Origin of the sequence: Sediminibacter sp. Hel_I_10, from assembly GCF_000688335.1 — a bacterium.
Taxonomy (GTDB): domain Bacteria; phylum Bacteroidota; class Bacteroidia; order Flavobacteriales; family Flavobacteriaceae; genus Psychroserpens.
The window spans coordinates 180211-201935 of record NZ_JHZX01000001.1 but is presented as its reverse complement, the minus strand read 5'-3'; the positions used below and the strand labels follow the sequence as shown (position 1 = coordinate 201935).

The window sequence follows — 21725 nt, the reverse complement described above, 5'->3', positions numbered from 1 at the left end:
ACTAAATTTCAAAATTAGTTAAAATGGTTTAGTCTAATGCTTCATAGTATCGAGCGCTTTTTTCTAATCAATCTTCGTTGTCCTCATCTTCAAATTCAACAACTGTCACATCAAACTCAGCGTCTTTAAATTCGTCGCGGCTCATCCAGTATTCTGAAGTGGTCATAATAAATGACGATTTGCCAGTGGCTGTCAAATCCCAAACGATGGACTCAGCCTCATCAAATGCTTCTTTTCCTGCAAGTTGATTTCCGAAAAGGCGCTTTATAACATTACCTTGTGCCAGTGTTTTGTCTAAAGCTTTTAATATAATTTCCTTGGAAATAGGGTTGCTTGGAGAAATTTCAAATTCAATAATTGTGGCTTTCGCATTTGGAAACGTACCATTGTACGCTTTATATAGTAATTGGTTGCTATTGAAAAGTTCATGGTGCAATGAAATTTCTGGGTACTCCTCAGAGATTTTATCCTGCAACATGTCATAGGACATCTGGTCAATTTGATTTTCATTGAGATGTTCAGAAAGTCTATAATCTAAAACAATGGCCGCAGCTTCATTAGGTTCGTATTCTGAAATGGCTAAGAACAACAGTTCCTCCAATTCCTTGATACTTAAATGGCTTTCGCTTTCCAATTCAAATTTTTCCAATAAGGCTAAATAGTCTTCTTTGCTCCAAGCGTCTTTTAATGATTCAACTGTTTTTACGCTATTGATAATGATATGGTATTTCATATTTGCTTTTGAATAAAGTTAAGGTTAAATAATCCATTAAACTTAAAAATCCCAAATCAATTATAATCGATTTGGGATTTATAAATTTTCTCGAAGTTCTATCTTTCTACTTATAGATGTATGACTTCATCGTAAGCTGCTGCAACAGCTTCCATCACAGCCTCACTCATCGTAGGGTGTGGGTGAACTGCTTTTAGCACTTCATGACCTGTAGTTTCTAATTTACGGCCTAAAACCGCTTCTGCAATCATGTCTGTAACGCCTGCGCCAATCATATGGCAGCCTAACCATTCGCCGTATTTAGCATCAAAGATCACTTTTACAAAACCGTCTTTGGCTCCAGAAGCACTTGCTTTACCAGACGCAGAGAATGGAAACTTACCAATTTTTACATCGAGACCTTGATCTTTCGCTTGTTTTTCGGTCAATCCAACCGAGGCAATTTCAGGAGAACAATACGTACACCCAGGAATATTTCCGTAGTCTAATTTTTCAACATGCTGTCCAGCAATTTTTTCAACACATAAAATACCTTCGGCAGAAGCCACGTGAGCTAAAGCTTGACCAGGCGTAACATCGCCAATAGCATAATATCCAGGAATGTTGGTTTGGTAGTAATCGTTGACTAAAATTTTATCCCTATCAACTGCAATCCCAACATCTTCTAAACCAATGTTCTCTATATTTGATTTGATCCCTACTGCTGATAAAACGATATCAGCTTCAAGTGTTTCTTCGCCTTTTTTCGTCTTAATAGTGGCTTTAACACCATCTCCAGAGGTGTCTACTTTAGTAACTTCAGAAGAAGTCATTATTTTAATCCCGCTTTTCTTAAAGCTACGCTCTAATTGTTTAGATACCTCTTCGTCTTCAACAGGAACAATGTTTGGTAAGTATTCTACTATGGTAACTTCAGTTCCCATAGAATTATAGAAGTAAGCAAACTCAACACCAATAGCACCAGATCCAACAACAATCATCTTCTTAGGTTGCTTCTCTAGAGTCATCGCTTTTCTATAGCCAATCACTTTTTTACCATCTTGCGGTAAACTTGGCAACTCTCTAGAACGTGCACCTGTGGCAATTATGATATGGTCGGCACTGTATTCTGTACCGTCAACATCAATTTTTTTACCGGTTTTTAATTTTCCAAAGCCTTCTATAACATCAATTTTGTTTTTTTTCATAAGGAATTGAACACCCTTACTCATCCCGTCTGCAACACCACGACTACGCTTAACAACGGCATCAAAATCGTGTTTGGCATCTGTAACAGATAAACCATAATCTTCGGCATGTTTCAGATATTCAAATACTTGAGCAGATTTTAAAAGCGCTTTAGTTGGGATACATCCCCAATTCAAACAAACACCTCCAAGGCTTTCTTTTTCAACAATGGCTGTTTTAAAGCCTAGCTGTGATGCTCTAATGGCCGTAACGTAACCTCCAGGGCCACTTCCAAGTACTATGATATCGTATTTACTCATTATGATTTTGTTATATTATTTCGAGGTCACGAAGTTACGAAACCAAACTCCAAAACTCAAATGCACTAAAAATAAAATTAGAGATATCTGTTTAAGCACTATGAAAAGCTAATTTTAGAATATCAGAAAACAAAGCATCCAATGATAATGATCATTGGATGCTAATCGGAATATTTTACAAATTTATTTTTCAGGTTCAAAATCTAAAGCCACACCATTGATGCAATGGCGTTTTCCTGTAGTTGCTCTTGGGCCATCATTAAAGACATGTCCCAAATGGCCACCGCAAGTGGCGCAGTGCTCTTCAGTTCTATTACCATCAGCTTTATAAGCGACATTGCCCTCAATAGCTCTGTCAAAACTTGGCCATCCTGTACCAGAGTCAAATTTATGTTCACTTTCAAACACAGGGGTATCACAAGCTGCACAATGATACGTGCCTGTACGTTTTTCATTATTCAGCGGACTCGTAAAGGCGCGTTCTGTGCCTTCTTCCCAAAGCACATAAAATTCTTCGGCAGTGAGTTCTTGTTTCCACTCCGCTTCGGTTTTTTGAACCTCGTAGTTTTCTGTCTTTTTTTTCTGGGCTGATGAATTACAGCTAACAAATAAACTTATGGCGCAAATAGCAATGATTTTTTTCATGGATTTTTGTTTTCTGTTGAATGATCTTTAAGTCGTTTCTGTTCTTTCGTACTTACATGAAAAATAAAGAATAATTAATGTTCAAAGCTATGTTAACTTGTAAGATTTCGTTAAATTGTAAGACTTTTAGCGCATTACAAAGGCTATAACGTTATAATTATTAGTTCCAATTACATTTATGAAGGCATTATTTTATACAAGAGAGTTTCCACCTTATGTTTATGGTGGTGCAGGTGTTCATGTTGAGTATTTAGCTGCGGAGTTGGCGAAGTTGATGCCTATGGAGGTGCGCAGTTTTGGAGACCAAAATGATATTTCAAAAAATTTAAAGGTAAAAGGTTTTGAATTTGAGAATGCAGATTTTGATTCTGCAGATGGCAAATTGAAGGCGGTATTGCAAACCTTAAGAACTTGCGTGAACATGAATATTGATCCCGTTGATGCTGATATTGTACATTGCCACACTTGGTATGCCCATTTCGCAGGGATTGTAGCTAAACTTTGCTACGGTACGCCTTTGGTCATTACTACACATTCCTTAGAGCCTTTAAGACCATGGAAAAGGGAGCAATTGGGCAGAGGCTATGAAGCCTCCTCTTGGATAGAGAAAACGGCAATTGAAATGGCAGATGCCGTGATTGCTGTTTCCGAGGAGACCAAGACAGATTTGCTGCATCATTTTAATGTGGATCCTGAAAAGATCAAGGTGATTTACAATGGGATCAATCTAAAGGAATATGCGGTCACCAGTCAAACAAACACGCTAACACAATATGGGGTTAATTTAGAAAAACCCTATGTCTTATTTGTTGGACGCATAACCAGGCAAAAAGGAATTATTCATTTGGTAAACGCCATACAGCATATTGATAAGGATACTCAAATTGTACTGTGTGCTGGCGCCCCAGATACTAAAGAAATTGCTGCAGAAATGAAAGCCAGTGTAGATGCTGTAAAACAAGAGCGTGATAATGTGATTTGGATTGCAGACATGCTGCCAAAACCACAAGTCATTGAGTTGTATTCTCATGCCGCCGTATTTTGCTGTCCTTCTATTTATGAACCATTCGGAATCATTAATCTAGAAGCGATGGCTTGTGAAACAGCGGTTGTAGCAAGCGCCGTTGGTGGCATTAAGGAAGTGGTTGTGCAAGATGAAACTGGATATCTCGTGCCAGTAGCGCAACAAAAAGAGGCGCCTTTTGAACCCATGGATCCAGAAGAATTCTCAAAAGATTTGGCCAGTGCCATCAATAAAGTGGTAAATGATAAAGATTTACAGGCTGCAATGGGTAAAGCCGGTAGAGCTCGAGTTGAAGCTATTTTTGATTGGTCTGCCATTGCGAAACAAGTACAAGAATTATATCAAACTTTAATACATACTCATGATGATAAATAATAAAGTGCTCTCCATAATTTTAGGAGGCGGACAAGGTTCAAGATTATATCCCTTAACAGAGAAACGCTCAAAGCCAGCGGTGCCAATTGCAGGAAAATATCGTTTGGTAGATATTCCTATTTCTAACTGCATCAACTCAGACATTAAGCGCATGTTTGTTTTAACTCAGTTCAATTCTGCATCATTAAACAAGCACATCAAGAACACCTATAACTTTAGCTTTTTTAGCTCAGCTTTTGTAGACGTCTTAGCGGCAGAGCAGACCATTAAAAGCGGTGAGTGGTTTCAAGGTACTGCAGATGCTGTGCGCCAAAGCATGCATCACTTTTTGGAGCATGATTTTGAATATGCACTTATTTTATCTGGAGATCAACTCTATCAAATGGATTTTAATGATATGATTGCCAGACATGAACGTAATGGTGCCCAGATTTCAATCGCGACCTTACCTGTAACTGCAAAGGATGCAACATCATTTGGTATTTTAAAAACAAATGAAGACAACTTAATTACGTCATTTATAGAAAAACCAAATACTGAAGCCCTGAGAGGTTGGGAGTCTGATGTAAGTGAAGACATGCAACGCAGCGGGAGACATTATTTAGCTTCTATGGGCATTTACATCTTTAATAAAGATTTACTGGTAAAACTTATGGATGAGCCCGATACGGTTGACTTCGGAAAAGAGATTATTCCACAATCCATCCATAAATACAAAACCTTTAGTTATCAGTATGAAGGCTACTGGACAGATATTGGTAATATCGACTCATTCTTTGAGGCGAACTTAGGGCTTACTGACGCTATTCCGCAGTTCAACCTTTATGATGATCATCAACGTATTTATACCCACGCAAGGATTTTGCCGACTTCAAAAATTTCAGGAACGCTTTTGAACCAGACCGTCATCGCTGATGGCTGTATTATTCATGCCGAAAGAATTGAACGTTCTGTAATTGGCATTCGTTCTAGAATAGGAAAGGGCACTAAAATCTCTAATTGTTATATGATGGGTAATGACAGTTATGAATCACTTCAGTTTATAGAGGAAAATAACATTGATACGTTTATGGGTGTTGGAGAGCGCTGTGCCATCAATAATGCAATTATAGATAAAAACTGTCGTGTTGGTGATGATGTGATCATTGACGGCAGTAAACATAACGAAGACTCCGAAACCGAGAATTATGTGATTAAAGATGGAATTGTTGTGGTGAAGAAGGGCGCAAAAATACCATCTGGAACCGTCATTTAATTGGACAGTCGCTTTCAAGCTATATAAATCACAAATCTATAATTCAGGAAAGATATTTTAATAGTATAGTTATTAAATGCCCTGAATTTTATTAAATTCACAATCTAAAATTTCAAGTAACCAACACTATGCAAAACCAAAAACGAGTTGTCATTGATGCAGTATTTCCTCAAATCAATTGTGGGGAACATTATATTAAACGTGTTGTTAATGAAATCGTTCAAATTAGAGCCAATGTATTTGGAGACGGCCATGACATCATTGCAGCCTCCGTTTTATATAAACACGAGAAATCTAAAACTTGGAGTGAAACACGGTTACAACATATAGTTAATGATGAGTGGAAATCTGCTTTTACTGTTGAAAAACAAGGATTTTATACCTATAAAGTTCAAGCTTGGGTAGATTATGCCTTAAACTGGCAACACGGTACCATCCGGAAAATAGACGACAATCAAAATGTGAAGTCAGAGTTATTAGAAGGAGTGACCTACATCGAGCCACTGCTCAATAAAATTTCGAAAGACGCAAAAGCGTATTTAAAAAATTGTATTGAGGCGTTTTCAGATGCCGATAGATATGAGGAAGCGATTAATGAAGTTAAAAGCGAAAGACTCAATAATTTTTTTCTAAACTATCCGGCCAAACATTTGGCAAATGAGTCTAAAGAATTACAGGTTTATGTAGATCGAAAAAAAGCCCGTTTCAGTACTTGGTATGAGTTTTTTCCTCGTTCTGCTTCCGAAGAAAAAGATAAACATGGCACCTTTAAAGATTGTGAGCGCTTGTTGCCAAGAATTGCTCAAATGGGGTTTGATACCCTTTATTTCCCGCCGGTTCATCCTATTGGAGAAGTCAATCGAAAAGGTAAAAATAATACTACCGAAGCTAAAGAAGGCGATGTTGGTTCTGCTTGGGGTATTGGTTCTAAGGATGGTGGTCATAAGGACTTACATCCAGAACTGGGATCGGTTTCAGATTTTAAAAGCTTAATCAAAAAGGCAAAAGAACATGGTATAGAAATCGCCATGGACTATGCGTTGCAGGCAGCACCAGATCATCCTTGGGTAAAATCTCATCCAGATTGGTTTAAATGGAGACCTGATGGAACGGTTCAATACGCAGAAAATCCTCCAAAAAAATACCAAGACATTCTACCTATTTATTGGGAAACAGATGATTATAAAAATCTTTGGAAGGAATGTTTAGATACCATGTTGTATTGGATCAAGTGCGGTGTTGAGGTTTTTAGGGTAGATAATCCGCACACCAAGCCTTATTATTTCTGGAACTGGCTCATTTCCGAAGTAAAGAAAAAACATCCTAATGTCCTCTTTTTGGCAGAAGCATTTACGCGTCCTAAAGTGATGCAACGTTTGGCCAAAGAAGGCTATACACAGTCTTACACTTATTTTACTTGGAGAACTGGCAAACAAGAATTTATAGAATACCTTACCGAGTTGACCCAAACAGACCAAAAAGAATACATGCAACCTAATTTTTGGCCTAATACTCCGGATATCAATCCTTATCATCTACAAGGTGCTTCAGAATCTAAATACCTGCAGCGTTATGCCTTGGCAGCAACCATGAGCTCTAGTATTGGTATTTATGGGCCAGTGTTTGAGCAACAGATTGATCAGGCCATTCCTGGAAAAGAGGAATATTACATGTCTGAAAAATTCCAAATCTGTAATTACGATTGGTTTAAGGAAAATAAACTCACCTTGTTGATTTCAAAGATTAATGCTATCAGGCATGAGAATGAAGCATTACAGCAAACCAATAACATTCGATTTTGTAACATCAATAATGACCAATTACTTGCTTTTTACAAATGGAATGAAGACAAAACCAATGAGCTGTTAATTATCATAAGTTTAGACCAATACTATGCGCAGCAAGGACATGTGCAATTGCCATTGCAAGAATTAGACTTTCACGCAGGTCATAAAGTACAAGTGTTTGACTTGATAACAGGAAGCAGCTATAACTGGTACAATGAATGGAATTACATAGAATTACACCCAACTTTGCCATTTCATATATTTAAGATTACGAAATAAGATGACAAAGAAGGAAAAAATAAATACCGCTTTACAGCCACCTTATAATTTTAGCGATAGGTGGGAAGACCTTCTAGAAAATAAGGAGTTTATTAAGGTGTTTCTTTCCGATATTTTAGAAAATTATATCATTAAGCAACGTTGGTATGGAGGCAAAGCCAGTAAGCTAAAATACATTGAATTGTCTGAATATTTCAGGATCCAACAGCATGATGAAATGTATTATGGTTTGATACTGGAGGTCAATTTTACAGAAGCCTTTTATCAACATTACTTTTTACCTATTGCTTTTGTTTCAGATGAAAACTTTGCACAGGACGATAGGATTTTACCAATCAGTATTCAAGATCAAGAGGGTTATATTATTGATGCCATTAACCTAGAAGCTTTTAGACGTGTGGTTTTTGAACGTATTCTTACCGCAGTCCCAAAAGATAAGACGCGCGTAAGATATCATAAGAGCGATGTTTTTAAAGATTGCCAGTATGAATCGTCAAGATATATGGGGATGGAGCAGAGCAATACCTCTATTGTCTATAACGAAAAATATGTGCTCAAATTCTTCAGACGTATTTATGCCGATAGAAATCCAGATTATGAGATGAGTCGGTTTTTATCAGATAAAAAAGATTTTAAAAATACCCCTGCCTACCTTGGGAGCATTCAAATTAAGGATTTAGAAAATGTAAACATCACCATTGGCCTAATGCAGGAAATGGTCGAGAATGACGGTGACGCTTGGGAATACATGTTAACTGAGTTTCACAAAGTGTTTTGTAATCTAGAATATAAAGACATCGATATTTCCAGTCTTCCCAAAACAGAAGATTTTGGAAAATTAGATATTATTAATGTACCTCCACAAATTATTGATTGGGTCGGCTTAAATGTGTTTACAAAAATTCAAAAGTTGGCGCTTCGTACGGCAGAAATGCACATTGCATTAGGGAGTGAGTTTGAAGATACAGCGTTTACACCCACTCATTTTAATGGGGATTATACCGTTTGGTTAAAGAACAGATTGCTCTACCAGTTTCAAAACCGGTTAAATACCATAGAAAATAGTCTTCATAAATTAGATGGCTTAGCTCTAGAATTGGCGAATGAGTTTCTTGAAAAGAAGAATACCATTAGGAAGCGATTTGTAGATTTTGATTGGACAAAATTAAAAGGTGAACGCATTCGTGTTCATGGTGATTATCACTTGGGGCAAGTTTTGGTTAAAGGTGATGATTTTTACATTTTGGATTTTGAAGGAGAACCAGAAAGTACTATTCGGGATCGTAAAGTGAAACAACCTCCATTAAAGGATGTTGCTGGAATGTTTAGATCGTTTCATTATGCCATTTATGCTACCATCTTTAATAATACAGAATCTTATAAACATACTCAAGAAGAATTATTTGAAGCTGGGGAAATTCTGTATCAATACCTAAAAGGTGTCTTTTTAGGAGTTTATACCATTAAAATACAAGAAGCCAATCTTAACATTGGATATGAACAAGAACGCATTTTTTTACTGAAATATGCCATGCTCGAAAAAGCCGTTTATGAACTAGGCTATGAGCTTAATTCTAGACCGAGATGGGCTGTAATTCCTTTAAAGGGCATTTCAAATATTATTAATAACTGATTTATGGCAGAAGTCACTACTTATAGTCTTTTCACCGATTTTGATATCAATCTTTTTAAATCTGGTAAGCATTATCGCTTATACGAGAAATTTGGTTCACATATCACCACCATAGATGGTGTTAAAGGCGTTTATTTTGCCGTTTGGGCACCAACAGCTAAAATGGTATCTGTCATTGGAGATTTTAATTTTTGGGTGGAAGGGGAGCATCGTTTAAATGTACGTTGGGATTCCAGTGGCATCTGGGAAGGATTTATACCTGGTGCTCAAAAAGGACAAGCCTATAAATACAAGATACAAAGCAATAATAACGATATTAAAACCGAAAAAGCCGATCCTTACGCAAGGCGAAGTGAACATAACCCAAAAACAGCCTCTATTATTTGGGAGGACGATTATCGTTGGAAGGATGCTAAATGGATGAAAAAACGTAAAAAGAATAATGCCATAGATGCGCCGTATTCTGTTTACGAAGTGCATTTGGGTTCTTGGCAGCGCAAATTAGAGGGAAATCGGTTTTTGAGCTACACAGAGCTCGCAGATGATTTGGTCTCCTATGTTAAGGAAATGAATTTTACACACGTAGAATTAATGCCTATTATGGAATTTCCTTATGACCCGAGTTGGGGCTATCAAATTACAGGATATTTTGCTCCAACATCAAGATTTGGCTATCCAGACGAATTTAAGTTGCTGGTCGATAAGCTACATCAAAATGACATCGGGATTATCCTAGATTGGGTTCCCTCACATTTTCCTGAGGATCCTCACGGTCTAGGCTTTTTTGATGGATCTGCGCTTTATGAGCATCCAGATAAAAGAAAAGGTTATCATCAAGACTGGAAAAGTTTGATTTTTAACTACGGAAGAAATGAGGTCAAGTCATTTCTAATTAGTAATGCGATATTTTGGTTAGATCAATACCATGCTGATGGACTTCGCGTAGATGCTGTGGCATCAATGTTATTTTTAGATTATTCTAGAAAAGAAGGCGAGTGGGAACCCAATATCTTTGGAGGCAGAGAAAATCTTGAGGCCATGGCTTTTCTTCGAGAGATGAATGAAGCCGTTTATGGTGCCTATCCAGATGTACAAACTATTGCAGAAGAATCTACAGCCTTCCCAATGGTGTCAAAACCAACCTTTTTAGGAGGTTTGGGATTTGGCATGAAATGGATGATGGGGTGGATGCATGATACGCTACAGTATTTTGCTAAAGAGCCTGTGTATAGACCCTTTCATCAAAATGATCTCACGTTTTCAATGACGTATGCATTTACTGAGAATTTTATGTTGCCCTTAAGTCACGATGAGGTGGTATATGGTAAAAAGTCGATTCTGGGAAGGATGCCTGGTGATGAATGGCAGCGATTTGCCAATTTGAGACTTTTGTACAGCTATATGTTCACCCATCCAGGAACCAACTTATTATTTCAAGGATGTGAATTTGGCCAAAGTGGTGAATGGAACTTTCAGCAAAGTTTAGATTGGCATTTATTACAATACGATCCTCACAAAGGAGTGCAAGAATTGCTAAAAGATTTAAATACGCTTTATAAAGGTCAACCAGCACTCTATGAAAAACAATTTTCTGCGGAAGGTTTCGAATGGATAGACTATTCAGATCATAAGAATTCAGTATTTGCCTATATTAGAAAAGGAAATAATGTCAAGGATGATGTGATTGTGGTATGCAACATGACGCCTATTCCTCGCGAAAATTATCGCATCGGACTTCCGAAGAAAGGAAAGTTGAAAGAGATTTTTAACAGTGATCTTAAAAAATACTACGGCAGCGGTGCTTATGTTAATAAAACAATATCATCAGATAAAGAGGCTTGGCATTTTAGGGATGATTCAGTAGAAATTAATATTCCACCGTTGGGAATGGTCGCTTTTAAATATACGAAATAGATCTTTTAATCTTTTCCAGTCTAGAATCATAGGTCATAACTCTATTTTGACTTCGTAGAAGTCTCAGTTTGTTATGTCGCAAACCTTTGCGTTGATAACAAGTAGCAAATAGCATTTAAATAGTTTTATAACTTGACCTTTTTTGCTTTTTTTTACATACTTTTTAGCTAAATGCCACATTATGATTACAAATACAGAACTGGAATTTAAAGGAAATCTAGTCCCTTCAAAGGTGATTGACTTTAACAAAGATGTTGATACCTTATATTTTACTACAGATAATGATGTTATACTTCAATTAACCGTACTAAGAGATAGTGTTTTACGATTCAGATATACTACTACTGGTACATTTGAAAATGATTTTTCCTATGCCATTACCAAATATGCAAGTACAGGTTATAATCATCTAGAAATAGAAGACTTAAAAACCTTTTATAAAATCACAACCTCTAAGCTCATTTGTCATATTTCAAAGGATAATTTAGGCGTCCAGATCTATGATGCTTTAGATAATCAACTCATCAATCAAGATGAAATAGGGTTTCATTGGGAAGAAAGTTACCAATATGGCGGTAATATCGTTAAGATGAGTAAAGTGTCTAACGACGGCGAAAGCTATTATGGACTAGGAGATAAACCTAGCCATTTAAATTTAAAAGGCCGTCGTTTTGAGAATTGGGTGACCGATTCTTATGCCTATGGAAAAGAGTCAGATCCTATCTATAAGGCCATTCCTTTTTATACAGGCTTGCACCATAATAAAGCTTACGGCGTTTTCTTTGATAACTCGTTTCGCTCATTTTTTGATTTTGCTCACGAACGTAGAAATGTAACCAGTTTTTGGGCCATGGGCGGGGAGATGAATTATTATTTTATCTACGGCCCTAAAATGACCGAAGTTGTAGAAAGTTATACCGATTTGACGGGGAAACCACATCTTCTCCCGCCATTGTGGGCACTAGGATTTCACCAATGTAAATGGAGCTACTATCCAGAAAAAAAGGTCAAAGATGTAACGGCGACGTTTAGAAAATTGAACATTCCCTGTGACGCCATTTATTTGGATATTGACTACATGGACGGTTTTAGATGTTTTACTTGGAATAAAGACTACTTTCCAGATCCGAAACGAATGGTGAAGGAATTGGCTGATGACGGTTTTAAAACGGTTGCCATTATAGATCCGGGTATTAAAATAGATAAGGATTACTTCGTTTTTAGAGAAGCGCTTGAAAAAGATTATTTCTGTAAACGTGCAGACGGTCCTTATATGAAAGGGAAAGTATGGCCCGGTGAATGTTATTTTCCAGACTTTACAAATCCAGAAGTAAGAGAATGGTGGTCTGGTCTATTTAAAGAATTGATAGAAGAAATTGGAGTGAAAGGCGTTTGGAACGATATGAACGAGCCCGCCGTAATGGAAGTTCCAAATAAAACATTTCCAGATGATGTGCGCCATGAATATGACGGCAACAGATGCAGTCATAGAAAAGCACATAATATTTATGGCATGCAGATGGCAAGAGCTACTTATCAAGGGCTTAAAAAATCAACATATCCAAAGCGTCCTTTCGTCATTACGCGCTCTGCTTATTCAGGTACCCAGCGTTATACTTCTACTTGGACGGGAGATAATGTAGCAACATGGGAGCACTTAATGATTGCTAATACCCAAGCACAAAGGCTGGCAATGTCAGGCTTTAGTTTTGCGGGCAGTGATATTGGAGGTTTTGCTGAGCAACCTCAAGGAGAACTTTTTGTAAGATGGGTGCAGTTGGGGGTTTTCCATCCATTTTTTAGAGTGCATTCTTCGGGAGATCATGGCGATCAAGAACCTTGGGCTTTTGGAAAAGAAGCGACGGATATTGTTAGAAAATTTATTGAGATCCGCTACCAATTACTACCATATTTGTATACTTCTTTTTGGAAATATGTTGAAGAAGGTACACCAATATTAAAGTCTTTGGTGCTGTTTGATCAAGAGGATGTTCAAACGCATTACAGAACAGATGAGTTTATCTTCGGAAATCACATTTTGGCATGTCCTGTACAAGAGCCTAATGCAAAAGGACGACGAATGTACATACCCCGAGGAAATTGGTATAACTTCTGGTCAGACGAGCACATCAAAGGCGGTAGAGAAATATGGGTAGATGCGGATATTGATAGCATGCCAATATTTGTATTGGAAGGTGCTGTGATACCAAAGTATCCTGTACAACAATACGTTGGAGAGAAAACTTTGGATGAGGTAGTGTTAGACGTCTATTATAAGGAAGGAAAGGAAACTTCCATGATGTTTGATGATGCTCATGACGGTTATGATTATACCAAAGGAAGATACAGTCTAAGAACCTTTAAGCTTACAGGAAAACAAAATCAATTGATCATCCAGCAACATAAAGAAGGTAAATTTGATGCAGAATACCATTCCTTTGAAATAAAAATTCACGGGTTGCCTTTTGAAATTTCTGAGATACAAATTGATAATGTTATCAAGCCATTAGAGCATGTCAACGTTAATGGCGTCGCTACAATGACCATAGATAAAGAGTTTACAGAATTACATCTTATCGGGAAAGAGTGATATGCTAGTCAATGCTTTAATAATGTTAAAATTGTATGGATTTGAGGCAATCTCAGCAGAATCATTCACTACATTTATATGCAATTTTAAAAACACTAAAAATGAATTATAAAAATCATATTATTGCGATAGGTACTATTGGCTTGTTTTTGTCTTGTGCGACAAATCCATTTACTGGGAATAAGACTTTAGCATTTGTTTCTAATGATTCTCTTTTCCCGTCGGCTTTTGCACAGTACGACCAATTTTTAACAGAAAACAAGGTGGTTACAGGAACAGCTCAAGCAGAGATGATTAAGCGTGTTGGGCAACGTATTGCTGTCGCTGCAGAACGCTATTTAGATGCTAGGGGATTTCAGGGTTACTTGAAGGACTATAAGTGGGAATATAACTTGGTAAATGATGAAGCTGTAAATGCCTGGTGTATGCCTGGCGGAAAGATTGTATTCTACACAGGTATTTTACCTATAGCTCATAATGAAACGGCAATTGCCGCGATAATGGGTCACGAGGTAGCCCACGCGCTTGCAAATCATGGTCAACAACGTATGAGTGCTACATATATTCAACAAGGCATCTCTGTTGCTGGAAATATAGCCTTGGCTGATAGTGAAAATTTGGGAATATACAACCAAGCTTTTGGTATAGCTTCTAATGTGGGAGGGATGTTACCATTTAGTAGAAGTCATGAAACGGAGGCTGATGAAATTGGACTTTATCTTATGGCGATAGCAGGATACAATCCTGATGAAGCTGCTGAGCTTTGGAAACGCATGAAAGCCAATAGTGGAGGTCAAGCACCACCAGAATTCTTAAGTACACACCCGTCTAACGATACCAGAATCAATAATCTTCAGAGCTGGGCAGATAAAGCTAAAGCAGAAGCTAAGAAATTTGGTGTTGATTCTTTTAGACCTTTAGGTAAGTTTTAATAAGATCATTTGAAATAAAAAATAATTTAAAGCCGTTCAAGATGAACGGCTTTTTTATTTAAGCTATTTTTAGACCTTATTAAAAAGCGTTTTAGATGAACCAACCAGAAAAGGGAAGTAAAAAACTATTAAATGCATGGGCTTTTTATGATTGGGCAAATTCGGTATATACCCTAACCATTGCCTCGTCCATATTTCCTATTTTTTATTCCGCTTTGTTCGTTTCTCAAGTCGAAAAAAATGTAGAGGCCTTTGGGTTTGTTTTTAAAAGCACGGCGCTTATCACCTATGTAACAGCATTTACCTTTTTGGTGGTCACTTTTACATCTCCAATTCTTTCGGGTGTTGCCGATTATGTTGGAAATAAAAAGAACTTTATGAAATTCTTCTGCTACCTAGGAGGAGCAGGATGTATTGGTTTATATTGGTTCAGCTTAGATCAGATCCATTTGAGCTTACTTTTTTACTTTATGGGGTTAATAGGCTATTGGGGGAGTTTGGTGTTTTATAACTCATATTTGCCAGACATTGCGTTTCCAAATCAACAAGATGCCGTGAGTGCCAAAGGTTTTAGTCTTGGTTATATTGGAAGTGTACTTTTACTTTTATTAAACCTAGGCATGGTCATGTATCCTCATTGGTTTGGTTTTGATACCAGTATTTCAAGTAGTTTAAGCGAAACAGGTTCCGAAATTCAAATAGCAGAAGCCTTAAAAGAAGCCAAGGACAACGCTGCTCTCAGAGCGATGAGAGTTGCTTTTATTACCGTTGGAATCTGGTGGATACTTTTTAGTCAGTATACATTTTATGTGCTGCCAAAAGGGGTTTCTAAGGGTCACAAAGTAACCAAGGACGTGCTGTTTAATGGTTTAAGAGAACTCAGACAAGTTTGGAAACAACTCAAACAGAACTTTAGGCTAAAGCGTTATCTCACTGCATTTTTTGTGTTTAGTATGGCTGTTCAAACCATCATGCTGGTAGCGGTTTATTTTGGTGAGGAAGAAATTGCTTGGGGAGATGATGAGGCAAAGACCTTTGGATTGATTGTAAGTATATTGGTCATTCAAGTTGTAGCCATTTTAGGAGCATTTCTAACATCGCGTGCTTCTGCCAAATTCGGAAATATCAAAACGCTCATTGTAGTTAATTTTATTTGGATGGGCTTATGTTTTTATGCCTATTTTATGGAGACACCTTTCCAGTTTTATGTTGCAGCCTCCATCGTGGGTTTTGTAATGGGAGGAGTTCAGGCTTTGGCGAGATCAACCTATTCAAAATTTTTACCAGAGACTAAAGATACCACGTCTTATTTTAGCTTTTTTGATGTAGCTGAAAAAATTGGAATAGTCATCGGCATGGTCATTTTTGCAACCATTGATCAAATCACTGGAAGTATGCGAAATGCAATCCTATTCTTATTTGTTTTCTTTCTCTTCGGAATTATACTACTGTTCCGTGTTCCAAAGGAAAACGTTTAAAAAATTTTGCTATGTTTGTTGAAACATCTAAAAAAATCCCTCTAATGAAAAAATTTAGCTTTTTACTATGCCTTTTTGTTTTGTTATCAGCCTTTACTTGTGAAGACGAACCTTTAGAGGGGGAGTTTGATGCACAAAATGAAAATAATGCTTCACTAGTAGGTACATGGGAACTTATTTTATTTGATACCGAATTCTTAAACGAATCAGAGTTTCAGGGTCAAAGTACAACTTCCGAATTTTCTGCGGAAGGTATAAATATGGACTATAATTTATTGTTTTCTGAAACCAACTATACCGTTTCAGGATCTTATGATTTATTGACTACAATACAGATGTCTGGTATGGAATCTGAGACAGTTACTTATTCTTATACCGATATACAAGGAAACGGAACTTATACAACCAATGGAAACGAAATGACAATCAATGGTTCTTTTGTTGAAGTAGAGATTGAAGGCTTTGATGATATTCAGCTTCTAGATTCAGAACAAGAACAAACCGCAGAATTTATATTAAGCGCAGATGGACAGACTTTAACTTTTCTACAAAATTTTGAAGAGTCACAAAACCAGCAAGGGTTAAATTTCACCATTAGTGGATCTAGTAGTTCAGTTTGGCAAAAAATAGAATAGAATATCATCATTAGTTAATTATTTGGCATAATATAACGCATGAGAACTCATTTGTTTCACAATCTTTGATTATTTAAAACTCCATACCTATGAATTTAATAAAACACACTTTTAAAATTTTAGCTTTTTTAATTTTAACCTTAATGTTAAGCTGTGACAATGAGCCTTACGAAGGTGGTTTTTCAGGAAATCAGGAAAACAATTGTTTGATAGCTTCACAAAACACGCAAGAAGCTATATTAAATTTTGTTGGTGCAAATGTGGATAATTATGTACAGGTATGTACTGCTTATAAAGCGGCCTTACAAGCTCAAATACAGACTTGTGGCGATCCTAATGGTGATCTTTTAGCTTTAGTGAACCAAGTAGGGGACTGTTCTGAATCTACCCCAGATCCTTGTCAATTGGCAACCACGGCTGCAGATGCTGCTGAAATAGCATTGGAAGAGGCAGGCGCAGATAATTATACACCATTGTGCAATGCCTATAAGGCTGCGTTGGAAAATGTTATTGATGCTTGTGGTGATGAGGATGGAAGTATTCAAGATACTATAGACGGTCTCGACTGTAGCTCCAATCAAACTAATGCCGGCATTATCGGTACTTGGAGAATAACCTCATTGACATCTAACGGTGTTGAAGAATTAGAAGAAGAGTTAGATAATTCTGGAATTTGTTATTGGCATGAAGTTTATACGGAATCAACTTTAGTAGAAATTGATTTTTCAGGAGATAATTGTGATGTTGAGGATGCGGGTGCACCAATAGATTATACTATTGATATGGATATAATTTCTTTTGCAAATGGGGACGATTCTGTAGAAATATTACAATTGACAGAAACTACATTAATCTATCAAGATGTTTATTCTGAAATGGGTGAAGATTTTACTGATATTTACACTTTTGAAAAGCAGTAGGTTTTTAATCAAGAACATGAGTAAATATAAAGCCAAATACTATTGAGCAAGCGATAGTCTTTTTAAGATAACAGGCTGTTTCGATGTATGTATTTTAATAATAAAAAAAAGAGACCATCTGATAATTACAGATGGTCTCTTTTTTTTTTTTTATAATAAATAGTTAATTCTAATTACTCCGAAATGTGTCTTCTTCATAAGGTTCCCCTTTAGTTTAATAATCCCATATCTAGTGACTAGAGCCTTTCATTTTTTGGAAAAAATAATTGGTCATCACTCGAAAAATCTAAAAATAGTCTATAGCTTTCAGCTTCAATTAAAACGATCATGACTGTCAAACCCAATAACTCCGGCATTTAAATCTTTAGCAGCTATTTTTGATTTGAAAATTCTTCGGCAACAGCTTTAAATGAAATTTTCATCCTGCTGGTTTTATTTTTATTTAACTTAAATTGAGATTTTGTAATGTTTGAAAGACTATTATTTTCTTTAACACATCTTCTTAATCTATTAGAAACCTAAGACTCAGTTTAGATAAGAATTTGATTTAAAAAAAGACTAACTATAATTTTCAAATAAGGATAAGTTTAGATTTCTTAAATCACTTGATTTGATTGCAAGGAGATTTTATCAACTCATTTTAACCGTTTAAATTGTTTCAGATTTAAGCAACTCAGAGCATAAGAGATTTACTTAGATTTATTTTTTGTAAGAATATTCTGTTTTTATGATGAAATTTTATCAATTCCTTGATAAGCCTTATGAAAATTAAAATATTCGCAAAAGAAGGAATGTTCTTATAAAATTAACATTTTTTTAATATTTTTGACGAAACTATAAAACCATATAATGAAACATTTTAAATTTATTTTCGTCTTTTTTTTAGTAGCAACCTTTTTACAATCTTGCGATTCTTCTGATGACTCTGTGGATCCGGCAGAAGTTGAAGGTGAATCTACTGGGGATTATTGGCCTAGAGCTATTGGTAACGTGTGGAATTTTGAAGACACTTATTACGGTAATGTAACCTATAATATGGTTTCTACAGAAACGATTGACGGAGATACTTATTACAAATTTGACGATTTGTTTGGAGGTGAGTCATGGCTTAGAAAATCTGGAGATAGCTACTATACAAGATCAATAGCTACTGGTTTGCCAATTCCAGGATATGATGTGTCTACAACACCTATAATTACAAAAATACTTAAAGACAGTGCTTTGGTTGGCGAAGAATGGTCTAGCGATGTTAGTTATACAATTACGTATACATCCAATGATGCTAATTTTCCAGATATTCCTAATATTGATTTTAGCGCTACCTATGCTTTTAAAATGATTGAGAGAGATGGTGTAAGAACTGTAGAGGGCGTGGATTACGAAAATGTATTAAATGTCGAACTCAAACTTTTAGTAGCTGGACAAGTTCAGTCAACTGTAAATTATTATTTTGCCAAGGACATTGGTATCATTGAGTTTGTAGGAGATCAAAGTTCAGGAACATTGCTAGGCTATACTTTAAATTAATAAGTGATCCTAATAAAAAAAAGCCACTCAACTGAGTGGCTTTTTTTGTTTAAATTATAAAATCTAATTCTCAATACTCCCAGACCCAGCCACTTTAGTGTCTTCTTTCTTCGGGTTTCCTTTGTATTTTATATCTCCCGATCCACTAACGCGAGCCTTTAAATTTTCGGTAGAAACCACTTGAGCATCCCCTGAACCTGTAACCGATACTTCGGTGTTTTCTGAGTTTAAATCAAAACCATGAAAATCGCCCGATCCTGTAACACCAGCATCTAAATTTTCAGTAGTTCCTTTTAATGTAAGATCTCCAGAGCCTGTTACACGCGCTTTTATTGACTTTGTTTTAACATTCAAGATAATATCTCCAGATCCTGTTATTGCGGTAGAGAAACTGTCTGCATTAATTAAGTCTTCATTCCAGAGATCTCCGGATCCAGATAAAGAAACATCGTCAATATCCTTAAAGGGGATGGTGATTTTAATGGTTTTGTTTCTGCTGGGCTGTAAGTTGACATTGTTATTGGTTTTGATGATAAGCTTATTCCCGCTCACTTCTGTTACAATATATTCTAGCAAGTTGCCTTCGCCCTCTATAGTGATTTTTCCTTCGGTTCCTGCTACTAAAATGTAATCGAAGGACCCTGAACAATGGATGGCATCATAATCAGAAGTGCTTCTGGTAATGATGGTGGTTGATCCATTACCTTTAATTTTTTTTCCATTTCCCCATTGTGCCTGAGTACAAGAAAAGCTTAATAGTGCTGCTAATGCTAATAGAATTGTTTTCATAATTGATGTTCGTTTAATGTTGATGAGAGTTGATTGTATATAATATTTACTGGTTGAAATATTTAGTTTTTCTTAAAGGTTACGCTTCCGTAATCTGATTTGATCTTTATTTGATTTCCGCTATTGCCACTTCCATAAAATCCTTGATAATATTTATCTGAAGATTCAATACGTTTCTTGTTGAACTGAAACGCACTATCTTCTCGTAATGAGGCGTATTCAAGATCAATATCGAAACTAAAATGATAGGCGGGATCAAAACCAATGGTAATGCCGTTATAATCAGATTCAATCTCAATATTGCCGGCATTAGCGGCCATGTTATCAATTTTGATAGAACCATAATCTGCCCTAATGCTTACGTTTTTATAGATGGTTCCTAAGCGCACAGTAAGATAATCACCATTGCCATTGACATTATTAGCATTGTTGATTTCAACAGAACCATAATCGCAATTGTAGTTGACGTTTTCGGCCACTTCTACCTCAGATTTTGTATAATCTGCTGAAATATCTAGGTTTTTAGCTTTACCTACGGTGAAGCTGCTGTAATCTGCATTGATTTTTCCACTTTTGATATATTCAAAATAACAATTGTTGGTGTAGTCAAAACTAATGGCATTGTTATCTGCTAACAGTTCCTTAGTGTTGATTTTTCCATAGTCACAATTGATTGTTGCTCGGCCTTCAAGACGGTCTAAATTGATACTGCCATAATCATTATTTAAATCGACATTGTTAGTAATTGGTAATTTAATAATATAGTTAACCTCCATATTGACGTTGCTATTATTGCCCCAATTCCACCAAGATTTGGATTTATTCTTATTGAAAAGGGTCTTTGCTGAGACCATTGCATTTGTACCGCTAAACTCAACGGTAATGTCATTCAGCTTTTCTCTCACATTGTCTTCGTCGTTACCATTTGTTTTAATGTGTACTTCAATGCTTATGGTGGCGCCTTCGTAGGTGGTCACGTTGATGTTTCCGTAGCTGTTATCTACTCTCAAGGTCGCATCTTTAGATACTGAAAACTCCTTTTTGATTGTTTTTTCTTTAGTGTGAACTCCGATCCAATTAGGATTATTATTAGCAAACAGCATTGCCGGAGCAAAACCTAAAATGAAAAGGAACTGATATATTAGTTTTGTGCTCATATGTTTTGAATTATAGGATGTTATTAGATTCGTTATTAAGCCCTTTTAAGGTTTCTATATTATCCATGACGTGCTCAAGGACATCGATACGACTTTGGAAATTGGCGATCATGGCGTAAACAACACGCTTGTCGTTGCCACTTTCGGCAAGATCTACTTTGAGCTTTTCATAGTCTTTCTCTAAGAGATCTAATTGTTCGAGAGCATCATCTATAAGCGCATTGGTTTTTGGTGACCGTTTTTCTTTAAGGGATTTTAATTCTTGTTCTATGGCAGAGGAGAAAAAGGATTGTGTTTCTGATAACTCTGGAGAAACGCTTGCTAATCCACCTAATTTTCGCTCTTGGTTAATGGTTATAAAAAGAGCAAAGCACAGAATGATTGATGCTGCAATGGCCAATAAAGGTTTCCACGCCACTGTTTTTTTAGGAATAGTTGTAGTGACGCTTTTATCTTGTAATTTATTTAAAAATCGTTGTTGGTGTCCAAGATCTGGAGATTCCAAATCAAAATCATTTGCTAACCTCTCAAATAGTGTGTCTAAATTATCTTTCTTCATATGCTA

Annotated in this window: 17 protein-coding genes; 11 read left to right on the top strand and 6 right to left on the bottom strand. The window is 36.4% G+C overall.

The features are described from left to right. Positions 1 to 67: 67 nt before the first annotated feature. The 3 genes from P176_RS0100955 to msrB form a co-directional block, all read right to left on the bottom strand. Positions 68 to 733, bottom strand: a complete 666-nt coding sequence (locus P176_RS0100955; RefSeq protein WP_026752949.1) for a hypothetical protein — start codon at positions 731 to 733, stop codon at positions 68 to 70. 110 nt (positions 734 to 843) lie between these two features. Next, positions 844 to 2220 carry a dihydrolipoyl dehydrogenase gene (lpdA, locus tag P176_RS0100950; protein WP_037348598.1) on the bottom strand — a complete coding sequence of 459 codons (1377 nt, stop codon included), beginning with the start codon at positions 2218 to 2220 and terminating at the stop codon, positions 844 to 846. A 183-nt stretch (positions 2221 to 2403) separates the two neighbouring features. Then, complete coding sequence (gene msrB / locus P176_RS0100945) at positions 2404 to 2865, bottom strand: peptide-methionine (R)-S-oxide reductase MsrB (RefSeq protein ID WP_026752947.1); 462 nt, start codon at positions 2863 to 2865, stop codon at positions 2404 to 2406. A 178-nt stretch (positions 2866 to 3043) separates the two neighbouring features. Here msrB and glgA point away from each other — a divergent pair, with 178 nt between their 5' ends. From glgA to P176_RS0100885, 11 genes are all read left to right on the top strand, one after another. Next, on the top strand, positions 3044 to 4264 hold the full coding sequence (gene glgA, locus P176_RS0100940) for a glycogen synthase (RefSeq protein WP_026752946.1): 1221 nt from the start codon (positions 3044 to 3046) through the stop codon (positions 4262 to 4264). Further along, positions 4254 to 5519 (top strand): glucose-1-phosphate adenylyltransferase, encoded by a 1266-nt coding sequence (locus P176_RS0100935; RefSeq protein ID WP_026752945.1) that lies wholly within the window; start codon positions 4254 to 4256, stop codon positions 5517 to 5519. The genes glgA and P176_RS0100935 overlap by 11 nt, the downstream gene beginning before the upstream one ends. Positions 5520 to 5647: 128 nt before the next feature. Beyond that, a complete protein-coding gene (locus P176_RS0100930; protein ID WP_026752944.1) occupies positions 5648 to 7585 on the top strand; it encodes an alpha-1,4-glucan--maltose-1-phosphate maltosyltransferase in 1938 nt (645 codons plus the stop codon). A gap of 1 nt (position 7586) precedes the next feature. Continuing rightward, entirely contained in the window at positions 7587 to 9218 is a 1632-nt protein-coding gene (locus P176_RS0100925; RefSeq protein ID WP_026752943.1) for a trehalose synthase, read from the top strand. Between the two features lie 3 nt (positions 9219 to 9221). Beyond that, complete coding sequence (gene glgB / locus P176_RS0100920) at positions 9222 to 11132, top strand: 1,4-alpha-glucan branching protein GlgB (protein WP_026752942.1); 1911 nt, start codon at positions 9222 to 9224, stop codon at positions 11130 to 11132. A 181-nt stretch (positions 11133 to 11313) separates the two neighbouring features. Further along, on the top strand, positions 11314 to 13722 hold the full coding sequence (locus P176_RS0100915) for a glycoside hydrolase family 31 protein (protein WP_026752941.1): 2409 nt from the start codon (positions 11314 to 11316) through the stop codon (positions 13720 to 13722). A 101-nt stretch (positions 13723 to 13823) separates the two neighbouring features. Beyond that, positions 13824 to 14654, top strand: a complete 831-nt coding sequence (locus tag P176_RS0100910; protein ID WP_026752940.1) for a M48 family metallopeptidase — start codon at positions 13824 to 13826, stop codon at positions 14652 to 14654. 95 nt (positions 14655 to 14749) lie between these two features. Then, complete coding sequence (locus P176_RS0100905) at positions 14750 to 16132, top strand: MFS transporter (protein ID WP_026752939.1); 1383 nt, start codon at positions 14750 to 14752, stop codon at positions 16130 to 16132. A gap of 11 nt (positions 16133 to 16143) precedes the next feature. Further along, complete coding sequence (locus P176_RS0100900; RefSeq protein ID WP_026752938.1) at positions 16144 to 16767, top strand: hypothetical protein; 624 nt, start codon at positions 16144 to 16146, stop codon at positions 16765 to 16767. Positions 16768 to 16856: 89 nt separating this feature from the next. Then, the gene (locus tag P176_RS0100895) at positions 16857 to 17687 is read left to right on the top strand and encodes a lipocalin family protein (RefSeq protein ID WP_026752937.1); all 831 of its coding nucleotides are present in this window, start codon (positions 16857 to 16859) and stop codon (positions 17685 to 17687) included. 849 nt (positions 17688 to 18536) lie between these two features. Then, positions 18537 to 19214 (top strand): hypothetical protein, encoded by a 678-nt coding sequence (locus P176_RS0100885; protein WP_026752936.1) that lies wholly within the window; start codon positions 18537 to 18539, stop codon positions 19212 to 19214. A 63-nt stretch (positions 19215 to 19277) separates the two neighbouring features. Here P176_RS0100885 and P176_RS0100880 read toward each other — a convergent pair whose 3' ends face one another. The 3 genes from P176_RS0100880 to P176_RS0100870 form a co-directional block, all read right to left on the bottom strand. Then, complete coding sequence (locus P176_RS0100880; protein ID WP_026752935.1) at positions 19278 to 20003, bottom strand: head GIN domain-containing protein; 726 nt, start codon at positions 20001 to 20003, stop codon at positions 19278 to 19280. 62 nt (positions 20004 to 20065) lie between these two features. Further along, entirely contained in the window at positions 20066 to 21160 is a 1095-nt protein-coding gene (locus P176_RS0100875; RefSeq protein ID WP_026752934.1) for a hypothetical protein, read from the bottom strand. Positions 21161 to 21170: 10 nt separating this feature from the next. Beyond that, positions 21171 to 21719: a hypothetical protein gene (locus P176_RS0100870; RefSeq protein ID WP_026752933.1), complete on the bottom strand. Its 549-nt coding sequence runs from the start codon at positions 21717 to 21719 to the stop codon at positions 21171 to 21173. Positions 21720 to 21725: the final 6 nt, after the last annotated feature.

Coding starts and splice junctions, on each gene's coding strand:
- P176_RS0100900 (WP_026752938.1), top strand. CDS start 16,144: ATGTTTGTTGAAACATCTAAAAAAATCCCTCTAATGAAAAAATTTAGC.
- P176_RS0100930 (WP_026752944.1), top strand. CDS start 5,648: ATGCAAAACCAAAAACGAGTTGTCATTGATGCAGTATTTCCTCAAATC.
- P176_RS0100875 (WP_026752934.1), bottom strand. CDS start 21,160: ATGAGCACAAAACTAATATATCAGTTCCTTTTCATTTTAGGTTTTGCT.
- P176_RS0100910 (WP_026752940.1), top strand. CDS start 13,824: ATGAATTATAAAAATCATATTATTGCGATAGGTACTATTGGCTTGTTT.
- glgB (WP_026752942.1), top strand. CDS start 9,222: ATGGCAGAAGTCACTACTTATAGTCTTTTCACCGATTTTGATATCAAT.
- P176_RS0100885 (WP_026752936.1), top strand. CDS start 18,537: ATGAAACATTTTAAATTTATTTTCGTCTTTTTTTTAGTAGCAACCTTT.
- P176_RS0100925 (WP_026752943.1), top strand. CDS start 7,587: ATGACAAAGAAGGAAAAAATAAATACCGCTTTACAGCCACCTTATAAT.
- P176_RS0100895 (WP_026752937.1), top strand. CDS start 16,857: ATGAATTTAATAAAACACACTTTTAAAATTTTAGCTTTTTTAATTTTA.
- P176_RS0100905 (WP_026752939.1), top strand. CDS start 14,750: ATGAACCAACCAGAAAAGGGAAGTAAAAAACTATTAAATGCATGGGCT.
- P176_RS0100880 (WP_026752935.1), bottom strand. CDS start 20,003: ATGAAAACAATTCTATTAGCATTAGCAGCACTATTAAGCTTTTCTTGT.
- P176_RS0100955 (WP_026752949.1), bottom strand. CDS start 733: ATGAAATACCATATCATTATCAATAGCGTAAAAACAGTTGAATCATTA.
- P176_RS0100870 (WP_026752933.1), bottom strand. CDS start 21,719: ATGAAGAAAGATAATTTAGACACACTATTTGAGAGGTTAGCAAATGAT.
- P176_RS0100935 (WP_026752945.1), top strand. CDS start 4,254: ATGATAAATAATAAAGTGCTCTCCATAATTTTAGGAGGCGGACAAGGT.
- lpdA (WP_037348598.1), bottom strand. CDS start 2,220: ATGAGTAAATACGATATCATAGTACTTGGAAGTGGCCCTGGAGGTTAC.
- P176_RS0100915 (WP_026752941.1), top strand. CDS start 11,314: ATGATTACAAATACAGAACTGGAATTTAAAGGAAATCTAGTCCCTTCA.
- msrB (WP_026752947.1), bottom strand. CDS start 2,865: ATGAAAAAAATCATTGCTATTTGCGCCATAAGTTTATTTGTTAGCTGT.
- glgA (WP_026752946.1), top strand. CDS start 3,044: ATGAAGGCATTATTTTATACAAGAGAGTTTCCACCTTATGTTTATGGT.